The 15,420-nt window shown below is 69.6% G+C and carries 14 protein-coding genes; 12 read left to right on the top strand and 2 right to left on the bottom strand.

The window, feature by feature from the left end:
• Positions 1 to 21 precede the first annotated feature (21 nt).
• From CGZ93_RS00925 to CGZ93_RS00935, 3 genes are all read left to right on the top strand, one after another.
• Positions 22 to 447, top strand: coding sequence for a DUF350 domain-containing protein (locus CGZ93_RS00925; RefSeq protein WP_094362268.1), 426 nt, complete (start codon positions 22 to 24; stop codon positions 445 to 447).
• Positions 448 to 473: 26 nt separating this feature from the next.
• Positions 474 to 2,093, top strand: coding sequence for a polyamine aminopropyltransferase (locus tag CGZ93_RS00930; protein ID WP_094362567.1), 1,620 nt, complete (start codon positions 474 to 476; stop codon positions 2,091 to 2,093).
• Between the two features lie 68 nt (positions 2,094 to 2,161).
• The gene (locus CGZ93_RS00935) at positions 2,162 to 2,905 is read left to right on the top strand and encodes an EcsC family protein (protein ID WP_094362269.1); all 744 of its coding nucleotides are present in this window, start codon (positions 2,162 to 2,164) and stop codon (positions 2,903 to 2,905) included.
• A gap of 355 nt (positions 2,906 to 3,260) precedes the next feature.
• Here the strand turns inward: CGZ93_RS00935 and CGZ93_RS00940 are convergent, their stop codons facing one another.
• The gene (locus tag CGZ93_RS00940) at positions 3,261 to 4,580 is read right to left on the bottom strand and encodes an HNH endonuclease signature motif containing protein (protein WP_094362270.1); all 1,320 of its coding nucleotides are present in this window, start codon (positions 4,578 to 4,580) and stop codon (positions 3,261 to 3,263) included.
• 560 nt (positions 4,581 to 5,140) lie between these two features.
• Here CGZ93_RS00940 and CGZ93_RS00945 point away from each other — a divergent pair.
• Genes CGZ93_RS00945 through phnE form a run of 3 tightly spaced genes read left to right on the top strand, consistent with a single transcriptional unit; the run spans position 5,141 to position 8,642 of the window.
• On the top strand, positions 5,141 to 6,094 hold the full coding sequence (locus tag CGZ93_RS00945) for a phosphate/phosphite/phosphonate ABC transporter substrate-binding protein (protein ID WP_094362271.1): 954 nt from the start codon (positions 5,141 to 5,143) through the stop codon (positions 6,092 to 6,094).
• Positions 6,091 to 6,939, top strand: a complete 849-nt coding sequence (gene phnC, locus CGZ93_RS00950; RefSeq protein WP_094362272.1) for a phosphonate ABC transporter ATP-binding protein — start codon at positions 6,091 to 6,093, stop codon at positions 6,937 to 6,939. The genes CGZ93_RS00945 and phnC overlap by 4 nt, the downstream gene beginning before the upstream one ends.
• Positions 6,936 to 8,642: a phosphonate ABC transporter, permease protein PhnE gene (gene phnE / locus CGZ93_RS00955; protein WP_094362273.1), complete on the top strand. Its 1,707-nt coding sequence runs from the start codon at positions 6,936 to 6,938 to the stop codon at positions 8,640 to 8,642. The genes phnC and phnE overlap by 4 nt, the downstream gene beginning before the upstream one ends.
• 85 nt (positions 8,643 to 8,727) lie before the next feature.
• Here the strand turns inward: phnE and CGZ93_RS00960 are convergent, their stop codons facing one another.
• Complete coding sequence (locus CGZ93_RS00960; RefSeq protein ID WP_229117106.1) at positions 8,728 to 9,846, bottom strand: TIGR03364 family FAD-dependent oxidoreductase; 1,119 nt, start codon at positions 9,844 to 9,846, stop codon at positions 8,728 to 8,730.
• 131 nt (positions 9,847 to 9,977) lie between these two features.
• On the opposite strand from CGZ93_RS00960, the gene CGZ93_RS00965 reads away from it, so the two are divergent.
• From CGZ93_RS00965 to CGZ93_RS00990, 6 genes are all read left to right on the top strand, one after another.
• The gene (locus CGZ93_RS00965; protein ID WP_094362274.1) at positions 9,978 to 10,688 is read left to right on the top strand and encodes an HAD family hydrolase; all 711 of its coding nucleotides are present in this window, start codon (positions 9,978 to 9,980) and stop codon (positions 10,686 to 10,688) included.
• The gene (locus CGZ93_RS00970) at positions 10,685 to 11,380 is read left to right on the top strand and encodes a GntR family transcriptional regulator (RefSeq protein ID WP_171196439.1); all 696 of its coding nucleotides are present in this window, start codon (positions 10,685 to 10,687) and stop codon (positions 11,378 to 11,380) included. Before CGZ93_RS00965 ends, CGZ93_RS00970 begins: the two co-directional genes overlap by 4 nt.
• A gap of 88 nt (positions 11,381 to 11,468) precedes the next feature.
• Entirely contained in the window at positions 11,469 to 11,900 is a 432-nt protein-coding gene (locus tag CGZ93_RS00975) for a phosphonate C-P lyase system protein PhnG (protein ID WP_094362276.1), read from the top strand.
• Entirely contained in the window at positions 11,897 to 12,478 is a 582-nt protein-coding gene (gene phnH / locus CGZ93_RS00980) for a phosphonate C-P lyase system protein PhnH (RefSeq protein WP_171196441.1), read from the top strand. The genes CGZ93_RS00975 and phnH overlap by 4 nt, the downstream gene beginning before the upstream one ends.
• Complete coding sequence (locus CGZ93_RS00985; RefSeq protein ID WP_094362278.1) at positions 12,475 to 13,602, top strand: carbon-phosphorus lyase complex subunit PhnI; 1,128 nt, start codon at positions 12,475 to 12,477, stop codon at positions 13,600 to 13,602. The genes phnH and CGZ93_RS00985 overlap by 4 nt, the downstream gene beginning before the upstream one ends.
• Positions 13,592 to 15,412 carry an alpha-D-ribose 1-methylphosphonate 5-phosphate C-P-lyase PhnJ gene (locus tag CGZ93_RS00990; RefSeq protein WP_094362279.1) on the top strand — a complete coding sequence of 607 codons (1,821 nt, stop codon included), beginning with the start codon at positions 13,592 to 13,594 and terminating at the stop codon, positions 15,410 to 15,412. The genes CGZ93_RS00985 and CGZ93_RS00990 overlap by 11 nt, the downstream gene beginning before the upstream one ends.
• The last annotated feature ends 8 nt before the right edge of the window (positions 15,413 to 15,420 follow it).

Raw genomic sequence — 15,420 nt, forward strand, 5'->3', positions numbered from 1 at the left:
ACCCAGGACTAGGAGAAACGAATGCTCGCCGAAATCGGTTTCGACATCATGGCCAGCCTCGCCTACGGCGCGGTCAGCCTGGCGCTGATGGTGCTCGGGGTGTGGCTGGTCGACCTGCTCACCCCCGGAAAGCTGGTCGACCTGATCTGGAAGGAACGCCGGGTGGTGCCGGTGGTGCACGTCGGCTCGGCGATGCTCGCGGTCGCGCTGATCATCCGTCAGGCGATCCTCTCCTCGGCCGACCAATTGGTGCCCGGACTCATCTCGACCGCCGTCTATGGCGTGATGGGGCTGATCCTGATGGCCGTCGCGTTCTGGGTGATCGACCTGATCACCCCGGGCAAGCTCGGTGAGCTGCTGGTGGCCGAAGGGTTCCATCCGGCCGTCTGGGTCACCGCCGTCTCGCAGATCTCGGTCGGGCTGATCATGGCCGCCGCCATCTCGTGACGGCGCCCGCCGGCCCCGCAGCCACGGTGGCTGCGGCCACCGACGTCGAACCCGCCCCCACCTCGCTGCCCCGGCGAGCCGGCGTACTCGTCTTCGCCGCCGTCTTTCTCTGCGCCAGCTGCGGGATGGTGTATGAACTGGCGCTGATCACGGTCGGCTCCTATCTGCTGGGCAATGCGGTCGTGCAGGCCTCCATCGTGCTGTCGGTGATGGTGTTCGCGATGGGGGTCGGCGCGCTGCTGTCGAAACGACTGGTACGCCGCGCCGCGGCCGGGTTCGCGGTGATCGAGCTGGTGCTCGGTCTGCTCGGCGGGTTGAGCGTGGTGCTGCTCTACACCAGCTTCGCCTGGCTCCGGGCCTACACGGCCGCGCTGGTGGTGCTGGCCCTGCTCATCGGCGGGCTGATCGGCGCGGAGATCCCGCTGCTGATGACGCTGCTGCAACGGATCCGCAGCCGGCGGGCCTCCGACGAGGTCGCCGACCTGTTCGCCGCCGACTATGTGGGCGGATTGGTTGGTGGGCTGCTGTTCCCGTTCCTGCTGCTGCCCACCCTCGGCCTGCTCAAGGGGGCGCTGGCGACCGGTGCGGTGAACGCAGTGGTCGGGTCTGTGGTGGTGCTGTGGTTGTTCCGCGAGTCGATCGGGCGAGGCGTACGCCGGGCCATCACAGTGGCCATGGCGCTGGTGCTGCTGGTGCTCGCGGCCGCCTGGTTGTTCAGCGACGAGATCGAGGTGACCAGCCGCCAGCAGCTCTACAGCGCACCGATCATCCACGCCGAGCGGACGGCGTACCAGGAGATCGTGCTGACCCGGCTCGAGCCCCACGAAGACACCCGGTTGTTCCTCAACGGCAACCTGCAGCTCTCCTCCACCGATGAGTACCGCTACCACGAGGCGCTGGTGCACCCGGTGATGGCGCCGGTGGCGGCGGTGACCCCGAAGCGGGTCCTCGTGCTCGGCGGCGGGGACGGGATGGCGGTCCGGGAACTGTTGAAGTATCCGGTCGAGCAGATCACCCTGGTCGACCTGGACCCGGCGATGACCCGGCTCGCACAGACCCATCCGCGTCTGCTCGAGCTCAACCGGGGGGCACTCTCCGACCCGCGGGTTCGGGTGTTGCACGATGACGCCTTCTCCTATCTGCGCAACGGAAACGAAAGATTCGACGCGATCGTGCAGGATCTGCCCGACCCGAGCACCGAGGCGACGGCAAAGCTTTATTCGTTGGAGATGTTCGCGATGGCGCAGCGTGCGTTGGCACCCGGCGGGCGGATGGTGGTGCAGTCGACCTCGCCCTACTTCGCCCGGGACGCCTACTGGTGCATCGGGCGCACGCTCACCGAGGCCGGGCTGGCGGTCCGCGGCTATCACGTCGACGTCCCCACCTTTGGTGACTGGGGCTTCTTCCTGGCCGCTCGACCTGGGGAGGCCGGCGCCGCAACGGGCCCACCGGAGACTCCGGATCTGGCCGGCGGCCCGCAAGTGGGGCTTGCCCCGGCGGTCGGTGAACTGCGGTTCCTGACTCCGGAGGTGCTGGCCGGGGCGACCGCGTTCCCGCGGGACGCCGGCTGGCGACCGGTGAAGGTGTCCACGCTGCTGGAACCCGCCGTGATCGACTACCACCGCAAGGGGTGGCGCACCTACTGACGTGCCACTTGGCGACGGACGGTTGTCGACATATGCCACGATTGAGACTTCCGAGCCGAGGAGGAACCATGGGACTGTTCGATCTGCTCCGTCGCGGTGGGCGCAAGAGCGAGGTGACCGCGACGCGGTCTGCCCTCGAGGAGGCCCGCGACCCGCAGGCCGAGTCGGGTGGTGCGGTGACGAAGCTCATCCAGAACATCCTGGCCGCCGGGCTCGACGGGGTCGGCCCGTATGCCTCGGCCACCAAGGTGGCCGATTCCGCACGAAAGCACAGCGGCAGCGACGTGGAGGGGGCGATCAAGCGGGTCGTCTCCCAGCACGTACGCTCCGGCGCCGCCGGTGGATTCGTCACCGGACTGGGCGGGTTCGCGACCATGGTGGTGGCGATTCCGGTGAACGTGTTCGAGTTCTATGTGCAGGCCACCCGGATGGTCGGGGCGATCGCCACGCTGCGCGGCTATGACGTGACCCGCCCGGACATCCGCACCGCGGTGCTGCTGACCCTGGTCGGTCAGGACTCGCAGAAGGTGCTCGCCTCGACCGGTATCCCGTTGGGCGCCACCAGCGGTCGGGTGACCGCCCTGGCGCTGGGCAACCTGCCCAAGTCGGCGCTGATGGTGATCAACAAGGCGGTCGGCTTCCGCGTGCTGCGCTCGGTCGGCGAGAAGTCGCTGTCCCGGTTCGGTCGGCTGGTGCCGGTCGCGGGCGGAGTGCTCGGTGGGGCCCTCGACGGTTTCCTGATGCGCCGCATCGCCGACGCCGCCCGCAAGGAGTTCCCTCCCCTCACCACCATCTCCGGAACCGCTGGTTGAGCCCTATGGTGGCTGAGCCTGTCGAAGCCACCCACGCCGGCTGAGCCTGTCGAAGCCTGCTGGTTGTGGTCACCTCCGGTGGTTGCGGCGGAAAGGGCGTCCCGCCCACCTCGCTGGTGGTTGGGGTTTCCGCTGCCGCCGGTCTGGTCTTCAGCTCGGTACGCCCGACCACGCCCCGACGCCCTTTCCGCCTCCACCACCTCTGCGCCCAACGTCCAGTTCTCAGCCCTCCGTTGGGTGAGCGAGCTTGCGAGTCGAACCTACGTTCCCCGACTAGGCCGGCATGCGGAGCTTGCGGAGCAATGCCGGCCTAGTCGAGGGGAATTTCCTGCGGGTCTCCGCGTCGGCGGGATCGTCAACCAGGTCGGGGGAATCGGAAGCGGGCATGCTGGCGTGGCGCGCGGTTGCGGTCGAAGACCTCGGGCGGGATGACGAAGGGGAGGCCGTCTTCGTCGAGGCGGATGGCCCAGCGGTCGGGGTTGTCGGCATTCCAGGGTCGGTCGCGGGCGGGTTCGACCTGGCGGTGGTGGTGTGGGCACAGCAGTACCAGGTTCCACAGTTTCGTCGGGCCGTACGCCCACCACGGTTGGATGTGGTGGGCCTCGCAGTCCTCGGGCGGATGGGTGCAGCCGGGGAACACACACCCCAGGTCACGGGCGACCAATGCCGCCCGGATTTCGGGGGTGACCAGCCGCTGCGGCGTGCCGAGTTCCATCGGGACGCCCTTGCCGTTCATCACGATCGGCAGGATGTCGGCATCACAGGCCAGCCGGCGGAGTTCGGTCGTGGACAGGTGTTCCCCGCACGACACCTGCGCGGTGCCGAGGCCGGTGCGGAGGGTCTCGAAGTCAACGAGGACTGAGATCCTGGGACGATCGCCACCATTCTTGGGTGCGTCCCCGACCTTCGCGGCGCGGCGGATGAGGATCATCAGCGCGTCGGCCCTCATTTGCGCCCGGGTCGGCGGGACCGCGTCGGTTTCGGTCGCGGCGCGCCAGAGTGCGGACTCGTGGGCCTTCAACAACGCGGCGAGTTCTTCCCCGTCGGCGAGCGGGAGCTTGCCGGTGAGGATGTAGGACCCGTGATGATCGGGCGCCAATGACAGCCGCCGATTCTTCTCGGCGTGCAGGCGTTCGGCCTCCAACCGCGCGGCCTCTTGCGCGTCGGTGCCGTCGGGGTCGATGGTTTGGCGGACGTGGAGGGAGAGCTTACGCAGGTCGTCGGGGGCGAAGTCGGCGGCGAACCCGACCATCAGTTCTTGGGCCCGATCCGACTCTGCGGCCGACAGCGTCTCGGGGAGGTTCTGCAGCCCAGTGAGGATGCCGCGGATCTGGCTATCCGATAGCAGCCCGGCACACGCCGCCTCGGCGATCAGGCTGAAACGGTCAAACAGAGTCGTTGCCTGTTTCACGATCCGGCGTGCCTCGCGGCTGCTGTGCCGATGGTGCCGGGTGAGGAACGTGGCGGTGGAGCACAGGTGGGTTCGTTCGGCGGCTTCGCGCTGCTCGGACTCCGCGATCACTTTCGCACGCGCTGCTGCGACCGCGGCGGCCATCGCATCCGCGCGATCAAGGAGTGCGAGAATCTCTTGGTCGGTGAGTAATGCGAGGTTGTCGAGTTCGGGCAGCAGCGACACCGCGGTGATCACCGTGGGGGTGTCGGCTGCTGTGCTCATGGTCCAAGTACATCAGCCGGGTCTGACAGTCTTGCCCCGAAAACGGCCCGAAACGGCTGTGTGGGCAGAAAAAAGTTTGAGAAACTTTGGCCACTCCAGTCACAACGTTACGGCGGGTGGCTTCGACAAGCTCAGCCACCATACGGCTTCGACTCTCAAGTTCGCTCAGCCACCGTGGGCCTGGAAACTGGTCGTTGGGCGCTGAGGTGGTGGAGGCGGAAAGGGCGTCGGGGCGTGGTCGGGCGTACCGAGCTGAAGACCAGACCGGCGGCAGCACAAACCCAACCCGCCAGCGAGGTGGGCGGGACGCCCTTTCCGCCGCAACCACCGGACGCAACCAGGCTTCGACAGACTCAGCCAGCGTAGGGCCTCGACAGGCTCAGCCGACGTACGGCTTCGACAGGCTCGGCCAACGTGGGGAACTTGTAGCGCAACTCCGGGAACCTCTCGCCGTGGCTTTGCCGAGTGTTCATCGACGCTGGGTCCTCGCTTAGTCCCGTTCCCCTTGAGTTTGGCTGTCGGCCGACTGGTCGGTCGCAGTCCTCACCCAAGGAGCAACCGTGAGCAGCACCCGCACCCGTGCCCTGTATCTGGCCGGATCCCTCACCCTGATCCTGGCCACCGCCGCCTGCGGTCAGTCCGCGGCCCAGTCGGGCTCCGCGTCCGGCGGCGGCTCCAAGGACACCATCGTGATCGCCGCGGTGCCCTCGGAGCAGTCGCAGAGCCTGCAGAACCAGTACGACCCGGTGATCAAACTGCTGGAGAAGGAGACCGGCAAGAAGATCCAGTTCCAGAACGCCACGGACTACGCCGCGGTGATCGAGGGGCAGCGGGCCGGCAAGATCGACCTGGCCGGGTACGGCCCCTTCTCCTACAAGATCGCCAAGGACGGCGGCGTACCCGTCGAGCCCGTCGGCACCCCGGTGAAGACCAAGGACACCCCGCCCGGCTACTACTCGATGGGTTGGGTGCCCGGGAACTCCCCGATCGCCTCGCTCAACGAGTTCAAGGGCAAGAAGGTGTGCTTCGTCGACAAGGCGTCCACCTCCGGCTACCTCTACCCCAGCGCCGGCCTGAAGGCCGTCGGCATCGACCCCGAGAAGGACGTCACCCCGGTGATGGCCGGCGGTCACGACGCGTCCCTGCTGGCGATCAAGTCCGGCCAGTGTGAGGTCGGCTTCGCCTACGACACGATGATCGACCAGGTCATCGCCAAGGGCTCGCTGAAGCAGGGAGATGTCAAGCAGGTCTGGAAGTCCGAGCAGATCGCCGGCTCCCCGCTGGCGATGAACACCAAGACCCTCGACGCCAACACCCAGGCCAAGATCCGCGAGGCGATCACCAAGAAGGCGAACGTCCCCGCGCTGGTCGAGGCGGGCATCTGCCCGAGCGCCGACAAGTGCGACATGCCCGACAAAGTGAAGTATGGCTACGTCGCGATCGACGACAAGGCCTACGACGGCATCCGCAAGGTGTGCGAGGTGACCAAGTCGGAAGCGTGCAACAAGGCATGACCGCCGCCGAGCCGACCATCGTCCTGGACCACGTCACCAAGCAGTTCTCCCCGACGGTCAAGGGGCTGGACGACGTGTCGGTTGCCTTCGCCGCCAACCGGGTGACGGTCCTGCTCGGCCTGTCGGGGTCGGGCAAGTCGACGATGTTGCGGCACATCAACGGTCTGCACCGCCCCACCAGCGGCGAGATCTCCGTGCTCGGCACCCGGGTCGACAAGGCCCGGGAGGCCGAGTTGCGGCGGCTGCGCCGCCGGATCGGGTTCATCTTCCAGCACTTCCACCTGGTCGGATCCATGTCGGTGCTGGAGAACGTGTGCACCGGTCGGCTCGGCAGCCTGAAAGGTCCGCGGCTGTCGCTGTTGACCTATCCGAAGACGGTACGCCGGGACGCGCTCGAACAGCTCGATCGGGTGGGGCTGGCCGACCGGGCGTACCAGCGAGCCGACACGCTCTCCGGCGGCCAGCAGCAGCGGGTCGCCATCGCGCGAGCGCTGATCCAGCGGCCGAAGATCCTGCTCGCCGACGAACCCGTCGCCTCGCTCGACCCGGTGTCGGCGAACCAGGTGATGGAGCTGATCGGCCGGATCAGCCGGGAGGAACAGCTGACCGTCGTGTGCAGCCTGCACCAGGTGCAGTTGGCGATGCACTTCTCCGACCACATCGTCGGGTTGCGCCAGGGTTCGGTCGTGCTGGACCGACAGACCGCCGACATCGACCGCGGCGAGGCGTTCGAGATCTATGCCAGCGTCGCCGGCGAGGACCAGGGTGACGAGGCGACCGGTGCCGCCCCGGCCCCGGCGACCGCTCCAGTGGCCACCCCGACGGCGGCGGCGCAACCGCGATGACCGCGACCCAGCTGGAGCGGCCGACCGGCACTCCCCCGGTCGAGTTGCCGGAACGTCCCGCGCCGAGCGCGCGCGGGATCGCCGCCGCGGTGATCATGCTGGGACTGCTGGCGGCCTCGATCTGGTCGGTGATCGAGCTGCGGATCAACGTCGCCTCGTTCATCGACTCCGCCGACAACGCGGGCCGGTTCCTGAAACGCATGGTGCCGTTGGATTTCCCGCCGGTCGGTGAGCTGCTGCAACTGGTTTTCCAGACCTTGGCGATCGTGTTGCTGGCGACCCTGCTGGGTGTGCTGCTCTCGATCCCGGTGGCGCTGCTGGCCGCCTGGAACACCACCTTGAACACCCCGCTGCGGGTGACCAGCCGGGCGCTGATCGTGCTCGCCCGTGCCATCCCGGACCTGATCATGGCGATCTTCTTCATGCGCGTGTTCGGCCTGGGTTCCCTGCCCGGTGTGATCGCGATGGGGTTGCACTCGGTCGGCATGGTCGGCAAGTTGTACGCCGACGCGATCGAGTCGCTGGACAACGGGCCGCAGGAGGCGATCCGGGCCGCCGGCGGTGGGCGGCTGCAACAGATCACCGCCGGCATCCTGGTTCCGCTCACCCCGCAGATCATCGCCACCGCCCTGCACCGCTTCGACATCAACCTGCGCACCTCGGTCATCCTCGGCTACGTCGGAGTCGGCGGTATCGGGCTGGCGATGGCGGATTCCCTGCGTTCGTTGAACTATCGTCGAGGGATGGCGCTGGCCCTGGCTGTGCTGGTGCTGTGCATCGCGGTGGAGCTGCTCTCCGGTGCGCTGCGGACCGCGATCATGGCGCGCACCGGGGCCAGCTCCGGGCATACCACCTGGAGCGATCGGCTCACCCGACGAGTGGCCCGGGTCGGGTCGACCTCGGGCGAGGCGAGTACGCCGACCCGGCTGACTCCGCCGTGGGATGGGCCGCGGGTCGGGCGCTTCGGCGGGATCGCGATCCTGCTGCTGCTGGTGGTGCTGGCCTTCATCGGGGCCGGGATCAAGCCGTCGGATGTCGCTGCCGGGTTCGGAAAGCTGCTGCCGACGATCGGGCTGTTCCTGCCACCCGGCGGATTCGACATCGTCGACGACATCGTCTCCCAGATGTTGATGACCATCCAGATCGGGCTCGCGGCCACCCTGCTCGGTGCACTGCTGGCGATCCCGGTGGGGGTGCTCGCCGCGCGCAACGTGGTCGGCAACCGCGCGGTGGCCACCGCGCTGCGCGTGTTCATCGTGATCGTGCGCGGCATCCCCGAACTGATCATCGCGATCATCTTCGTGGTGATCTCCGGCCTCGGCGGCGTGGCCGGCACGATGGCGCTGGCGATCGGCGCGGTCGGCCTGCTCGGCAAGCTGATCGCCGACTCTCTCGAGGAGACCGACGTGGCCGTTCAGGAGGCGCTCCGGGCCTCCGGGGCGACACCGCTGCAGGTGTTCTTCGGGGCGACCATACGCCAGGCCATGCCCGCCTTCGTCGCGCACGTGATGTACCTGCTCGACGTGAACATCCGTTCCGCCACCCTGCTCGGCATCGTCGGCGCCGGTGGTATCGGGTTCCTGCTGCTGAATGCCACCCGCGTCCTCGAATTCCCTGTGGTGACGACGATCCTACTGTTCATCCTCGCCACCGTGCTCATCGTCGAGGCCCTGGCGGTCTTCGTCCGCAAAGCAGTGCAGTGATTTTGCTGATTCGCGCGCACCGTGCCATCGCGGGGACGCGCTGCCAGACGCTCACCAGCGATTTGCTGGCTCGCGCGCCTCGAGCTCACACCCCGAACTCGTCCAGCACCCTGCGAGCCAACCCGAAGCTGAGGGTCATGCCGACCCCGCAGGTGACCGAGACGATCGTGGTGCGGGCGTCGGCGTGCTCGACCAGCAGGTCCGAGTGGGCGCTGGAGGCGTAAACGCCCTGCCAGCGCTGTCGCACCCGCAACCGCTCCACCCCCAGGACGGCGGCGATCTCCCGCAGCAGGCGATCGCTGATCTCCTCGTCCAGGAACGGTTCCAGGCTGAGGTCATAGACGTGGGAGTCCCCCACCAGCAGGCTCCCGTCGGGGCGCGGCGCCAGCATCACGTTGGCGACCATTTCAAGCAGCTCCGGCACCTGCTCGGTCACCTCGGCCCGCACCTCGGTGGCCGCCGGCATCGCCGCCAACCCGCCGTAGCGCAGCATCGACGTCGCGGTCAGCACGGCCGCGTGCGTGCGTAGCCCTTCCGGCTGGTCCACCAGTGCCATCTGCAACCCGCAGCGCTGGATGCCCGCCGCATCGGCAACCTCGGGCCACAGCAGGTCGACGTCGTGCCCCACGCAGACCAGCACCCGGTCGGCACGCAACTCGCCCCGCGTCGTATGCACCACCCCGTCCGCGGCACCCAGGCAGGCCGTACGCCAGTCGAAGCGCACTCCCTCACCGGCCAACCAGTCCGCCAACCGACCGACCGTGATCCGCGGATCCACCCGCAGGTCCTGGGTGAGCGCCAACCCGCCGACCAGTCCTCCGGGTTCGGCACCGCCGCGCACCGCGTCGGCGACCTCGGCCGCGGTGAGCAACCTGGCCCGATCCGGGCGGGCGGCGGCGAACTCCTCCAACAGCATCAACTGGGCCCCACTGCGCGCCACGACCAGCCCGCCGTCGGTGCGTACCGGCAACCCGCTCGCCTCCGCCGCGGCCAACCACCCCTGGCGGGACGCGGCCACCAGCGCGTCGTGCTCGCTTGGCTGGGCGCTCAGGCAGCAGTGCCCGAAGTTGCGCACCGAGGCGCCGACCGCCCGGGCGTCGCGGTCGATCACCCGCACGGACAATCCCCGGCGCCGGGCCTCGACAGCGTGGGCGAGACCGACGATTCCGGCTCCGACGATGATCAGGTCTGCACTCTCAGCCACGCTGCCATCGTGCCCCGGCAACCCCACCCGGGAGGCGGCGGAAGCACGACTTGTAGCAGCATTCACCGCCCGTTCACCGCTGCGTCGCCGATTGCTCGTCCGCCCCGGCCTAGCATCACCCGGGAGGTCCTATGCCGCACTCAGTCTGCCCTGCCCTGATCGCCTTCGACATGGCCGGCACCACCATCGACGAGCACGACATCGTCTATACGACCCTGCGCGAGGTCACCACCGCCGCCGGGGCCAGCTATGACGAGGACACGTTCGCCAGCTGGACCGGCACCGAGAAGCGTGGCGCCATCGCCGGTCTGCTCGGCTCCGACGACGAGGCCGAGATTGACCGCGTGCACACGGAATTCGTCGGTGAGCTCTCGCGTCGGTACGCCACCCGGCCACCGGTGCCCTGTCCGGGGATCGAGGCCGCGTTCGAGCGGTTGCGCGGACTCGGCGTACGCCTGGCGCTGACGACGGGCTTCGACCGGCCCACCACCGACCAGCTGCTGGACGCGCTGGGGTGGCGTACCGGAGCCGACGGCCAGATCGACGCCGTGGTCTGCGCCACCGAGGTGGAGCGGGGGCGCCCCGCGCCGGACCTGATCCGGGCCGTGATGCGCGAGGTCGGGGTGGACGACCCCGCGGATGTCTGGGCGGTCGGCGACACCGCCGCCGACCTGAAGGCCGCGGCGGCGGCCGGGGCCGTGGGCGTGGGCGTCCTCACCGGGGCCGGCACCCGGGAGCTGCTGTCGGCCCACCCGCACCGCTGGATCCTGGACACCGCGGCCGAGGTCGCCGATCTGGTCGAGGCGATCGACCGGCCCGACAAGCCCGTGGCGCGGCCGTGACCGATCCCAGAGCGCGCGAGCTGGCCGCCGAACTGTCCGCCGAGATCGCCGGGTGGGCAAAGGGCACCCGCGTGCCGAGCGAGCACCAGCTGATGGCGCGGTTTCGGGTGTCGCGGTCGGTGGCGCGGTCGGCGCTGCAACTGCTCGAGCAGCAATACCTGGTGCGGCGCTCCCAGGGGGCGGGCACGTTCGTGCACCACCGGCTCGACTATGTGATCGGCCGCAATCGCCGCCCCTCGCTGCACCGGACGATCACCGAGTCGGGTGGCAGGGCGCGCACATTCGTGCTCTCGGTACGCCAGGAGGAGCCTCCGCCCGAGGTGCGCGAGGCCGTCGGCGGCCACGGCCCGCTGACCCGGCTGGAGCGGCTCGCCTATCTCGACGATGAGGTGGTCACCTTTCTGCAGGAGTGGTTCGCCGACGGGGTGGCACCGCACCTGGACGTCGGGATGAACGTGATCGACTCGGTCGAGGAACTACTGCGCGGGTTGCGGTTCCAGCCGGTGCGCGCGACCTGTCGGGTGACCGTCGCCTGTCCCCCGGACCGGATGTGCGACCGGCTCGAGCTCGAACACGGTTCCCACGCGTGGAGCGTGGACAGCCTCAACCTCGACGAGCCCACCGGGCGGCCACTGTTCTACAGCTGCAACTGGACCCGGATCGACCTGGTCCGGTTCGTCTGCGAGCTCTGACCAACCGCGACCCGGTTTCATGAGTCCGTAACCGGACGTTTGCCGAGCGGCCGGGCCAGCGCCACGCCGCGGCAGCAGGCTGACCGTCGTGACCCAGACCATGACCCGCGAAGAGCTGTGCGAACAGCTGGCCGTCGCCGAACGGGGTGCCCTGATCGAGATCGCCGAGGCCTGCCTGGCCGCCGCAACCCTGGAGGTCGTGCGGGGACCCGAGGTCGGTACCGTGGCCACGCAGGTCCGCGAACCCGTTGCCGGCACCCGATTCCTGCTCACCGACGTGCTGGTCACCTCGGCCGAGGTGATCCTCGACGGCACCCCCGGCTGGGCGATGCGGATGGGCGCCGACCCCGAGGCGGCGCTCGCCCAGGCGGTCTGCGAGGCCGAGCTGCAGCGCGACGGGGCGTACGCCGAACGGCTTCGCCGGCTGTGCACCGACGTGGCCACCACCACCCGGATGGAGCGGGCCGCCGAGTGGGAACGCCTGACCGCGACCGTCGTCGAGTTCGAGGAGATCCCGTGACCACGGCCCAGACCGTCCTGCTCGACGAAACCGAACGGCAGCAGGTTTTCCGCGCCTGCCTGGACGCGCTCTCCCAGCCCGGCACGGCGCGGCCGCTGCAGGTGACCCGTCACGCGGCCGCCCGGTTGCCGATGCTCGCGCTGACCGACCTGATGACTCCGATCGCCGCCCTGGGCGACGACCCGGACACCCGCACCGCGGTCGAGGAGATCGCCGCGCTCACCCGGGCACCGATCAGCACCGTGGGTGCCGCTCGTTGGGTGCTCGCTGGCCCGGACCTGACTGCCGACCGGCTGGCCGAGCTGCCCCAGGGCAGCGACGAGGAGCCGCAGCTCGGCGCGATGCTCGTCGTGCCGCTGCCGGCCGGCACCCCGCACCGCTATCGGCTCAGCGGCCCCGGCATCAAGGACCACCGCGAGCTCGAGCTGACGTTGTCGCCCGAGCTGGTGCGGGCCCGTGCCGACCTGCTCACCGACTATCCGCGCGGTTTCGACCTGCTCTGCGTCACCGCCGATGCGCGAGTGATCGGACTGCCGCGCACCACCGAGATCACCAACATCACCGAGGAGCAGCGATGACCTACGCCGGCACGAATCGCGGCGGGACGAGCGCCATCCTGGCCGCCGAGGCGCTGGTGCACGACGAGTCCGACCGGTTCGGCGACGGGGTCAACCCGGTGTCGGTCGATCAGGTCGAACGACACTTCCCCGAGGCGCTCGATCGGTTGATGGGCGAGGCGTTCCTGTGGGATCGCCGGCTGGCCGCGATCGCGTTCCTGCAGGCGCGCGGCGATCTGCCCGAGGCGGTGCACCTGCTCCGGGCCCACCGCTCCACCCTGCCCCGGCTGGCGATCAGCGAGCCGGTCGACCCCGACGAGATCGAGTTGCTGCGCCGGATCGTCCCCGCCCACCGCAGCCCCGACGGCCCGCAGCTGCTGGGGCGTACCGTCGACTACACCGCCCGGCTGCTCCGCGCACCGGGCACCCCCGACCCGCTGCCGCCCACCGCCGACCTCGCCACCGAGGAACCTGCGGAGACCAGGGTCACCCAGCCCGACCGGCCGCCGCAGCGCTACAGCCGGTGGCTGGCCGAACGCGGCCTGCTGATGGATCGCCACGACGACAGCGATCCCGAGCCGTTCGACCTGTCACTGCAGAACGTCACCCTGCCCGCGCCCCGCTCAGCGCTGCTGTCGGCGATGGCGATGGCCGAGACGGGCGGGCTGATCGCGCAGTGGTACCGCAACATCCTCGGACCCGACGGGTATGCCGACGAAGCGGTCACCCTGGGCGACGTGCGGCACGGCCGGCTGCCGGTGCGGGTCACCCACCCGCACACCGGAAACCCCGTTGTGGTGGGAAAGATCGAGACCAGCGAGTGCGAGGCGATCGCCCACCTCGACGAGCGCGGCGAGGACACCTCCCGCTTCGACGTCGGCTTCGGGATGGCGGTCGGGCACAACGAGCGCAAGGCGATCTCCATGTCGGTGATGGACCTGGCCGCCCACCGCTATGCCGCCTCCGCCGACGGAACCGCCCTGCAGCAGCTGATCATGATGACCACCGACGGCCTTGCCAGCAACGGATTCCTGGAGCACCTGAAGCTCCCGCACTACGTCACCTTCCGCTCCATGGTCGACCGTGCCGTCGCCGCCGGCCAGGAGGACCAGCAGCCCGCCCAGGAGTGCACCCATGACCACTGACACCCGCTCCACGTCACTTCCCAACGCCGACCAGGGCACCCTCGCCCGACTGGCGAACCAGCTGGCCCCGGTCCCCGATCGGCCCACCGTGCTCGACGAGCAGGGCAAGCGTGAGGTACGCCGGGCCTGCCTGTCGGCGGTGTGCATCCCCGGTCACCAGATCCCGTTCGGCTCCCGCGAGATGCCGGTCGCCCGCGGCTGGGGTTCCGGCGGCCTGCAGGTCACCCTGGCCATCGGATCCGCAACCGACACGGTGAAAGTGATCGACCAGGGCGATGAGGAGGGGGTCAACGCGGTCAACCTGCGTCGGCTGATCAGGGGCACCCTCGACTGCGCCACCAGCGGTGACACCCGCGAGGCGAGCATCATCCAGTCCCGGCACCGGATCCCCGAGGACCGGCTGCGTGACGACCAGATCGTCGTGCTGCAGGTGCCGGTCTCCGAACCGCTGCGCCCGATCGAACGCAGCGTCGCCGAGTGCCGCCGGATGCACGGCGAGGCCGACTATTCCCGCATGTGGGTGGCGATGTATGAGGACCTGGTCACCGGTGGTGTGGTGAACGCCGCGGCCGGTTATCCGGTCATGGTGCACCACCGGCACCTGATGGCGCCCAGCCCGATCCCGCGCTGGGACGTGCCGCGCCTCAACGACTCCGACCACCTGACCCTGCTCTCGCACGGCCGTGACAAACGCCTCTATGCCGTGCCGCCGCACACCCACGTCGAGCCGCTCAGCTTCGACGACGTCCCGTTCGAGGTGGAGTACGCCGAGGGCGCGGCCTGCGCGCTCTGCGGCTCCGACAACACCTATCTGGTGCAGACCCGGGGCGGTGAGTGGTGGTGCTCCGACGTCGAGTGGTGCGCCCGGGTCCGCGAGGGTGACGTCGACCCCGCCGACCATCGCGCTGTCGCTCCGCTCGCCTGGCTGCCCGACCCGGCCCGGCGGGTCCGCGCGACCGCGCAACCGCTGCGGGGCAAGGAGGATCTGGGCGGCGCCGAGATCCGTTCCCGCACCGCCCCCGGTGAGGAGTGGTCGCTGAAGGTGACCGAGCTCGGCAAGACCTATCCGGCGCGTCGCGGTTCGTCGGCGGTCCGCGCCGTCGACGGCGTCAGCTTCGACTTGGCCCCCGGCGAGGCGCTCGGCATCATCGGCGAATCCGGCTCCGGCAAGTCGACGGTGATGCGCTGCATCATCGGCGAGGAGCTCACCGACGAGGGCCAGGTGTTGCTCGCCGACCTGGATGACGGGCAGACCAACGTGCTCGGGCTGAGCGCCCCCGAACGCCGGGCGCTGCGGATCAACACCCTGGCCGTGGTGCACCAGGACCCCGCCGCCGGGCTCAACCTGCGCATCTCCGCCGGTGGCAACATCGCCGACCGGCTCACCGCAGCCGGGTGGCGCTCCTATCACGACATCCGCCGCCGCGCCGCCGCCCTGCTGGACCGGGTCGAGGTGCCGCTGGCGCGGATGGACGACGTGGTCGGGCAGTTCTCCGGCGGCATGCGCCAGCGGGTGCAGATCGCCAAGGCGCTCGCCGGCGACCCGCAGGTGCTGCTGCTCGACGAGCCGACCACCGGGCTGGACGCCAGCGTCGCCGCCGGCGTACTCGACCTGTTGCGGGAACTGCTCGCCGAGCGGGAGATCGCGGTGGCCGTGGTCAGTCACGACTTCGGCGTGATCGCCGCGCTCACCGACCGGGCACTGGTGATGCGCGAGGGCCGGGTGGTCGAACAGGGCCTCACCGACCAGCTATTCGCCGACCCGCACCACCCCTACACCCAGCGGCTGGTTGCCGCCGCCGGCGCCTGAGGAGGCAA

This window comes from Enemella dayhoffiae (genome assembly GCF_002250625.1).
Lineage (GTDB): Bacteria > Actinomycetota > Actinomycetes > Propionibacteriales > Propionibacteriaceae > Enemella > Enemella dayhoffiae.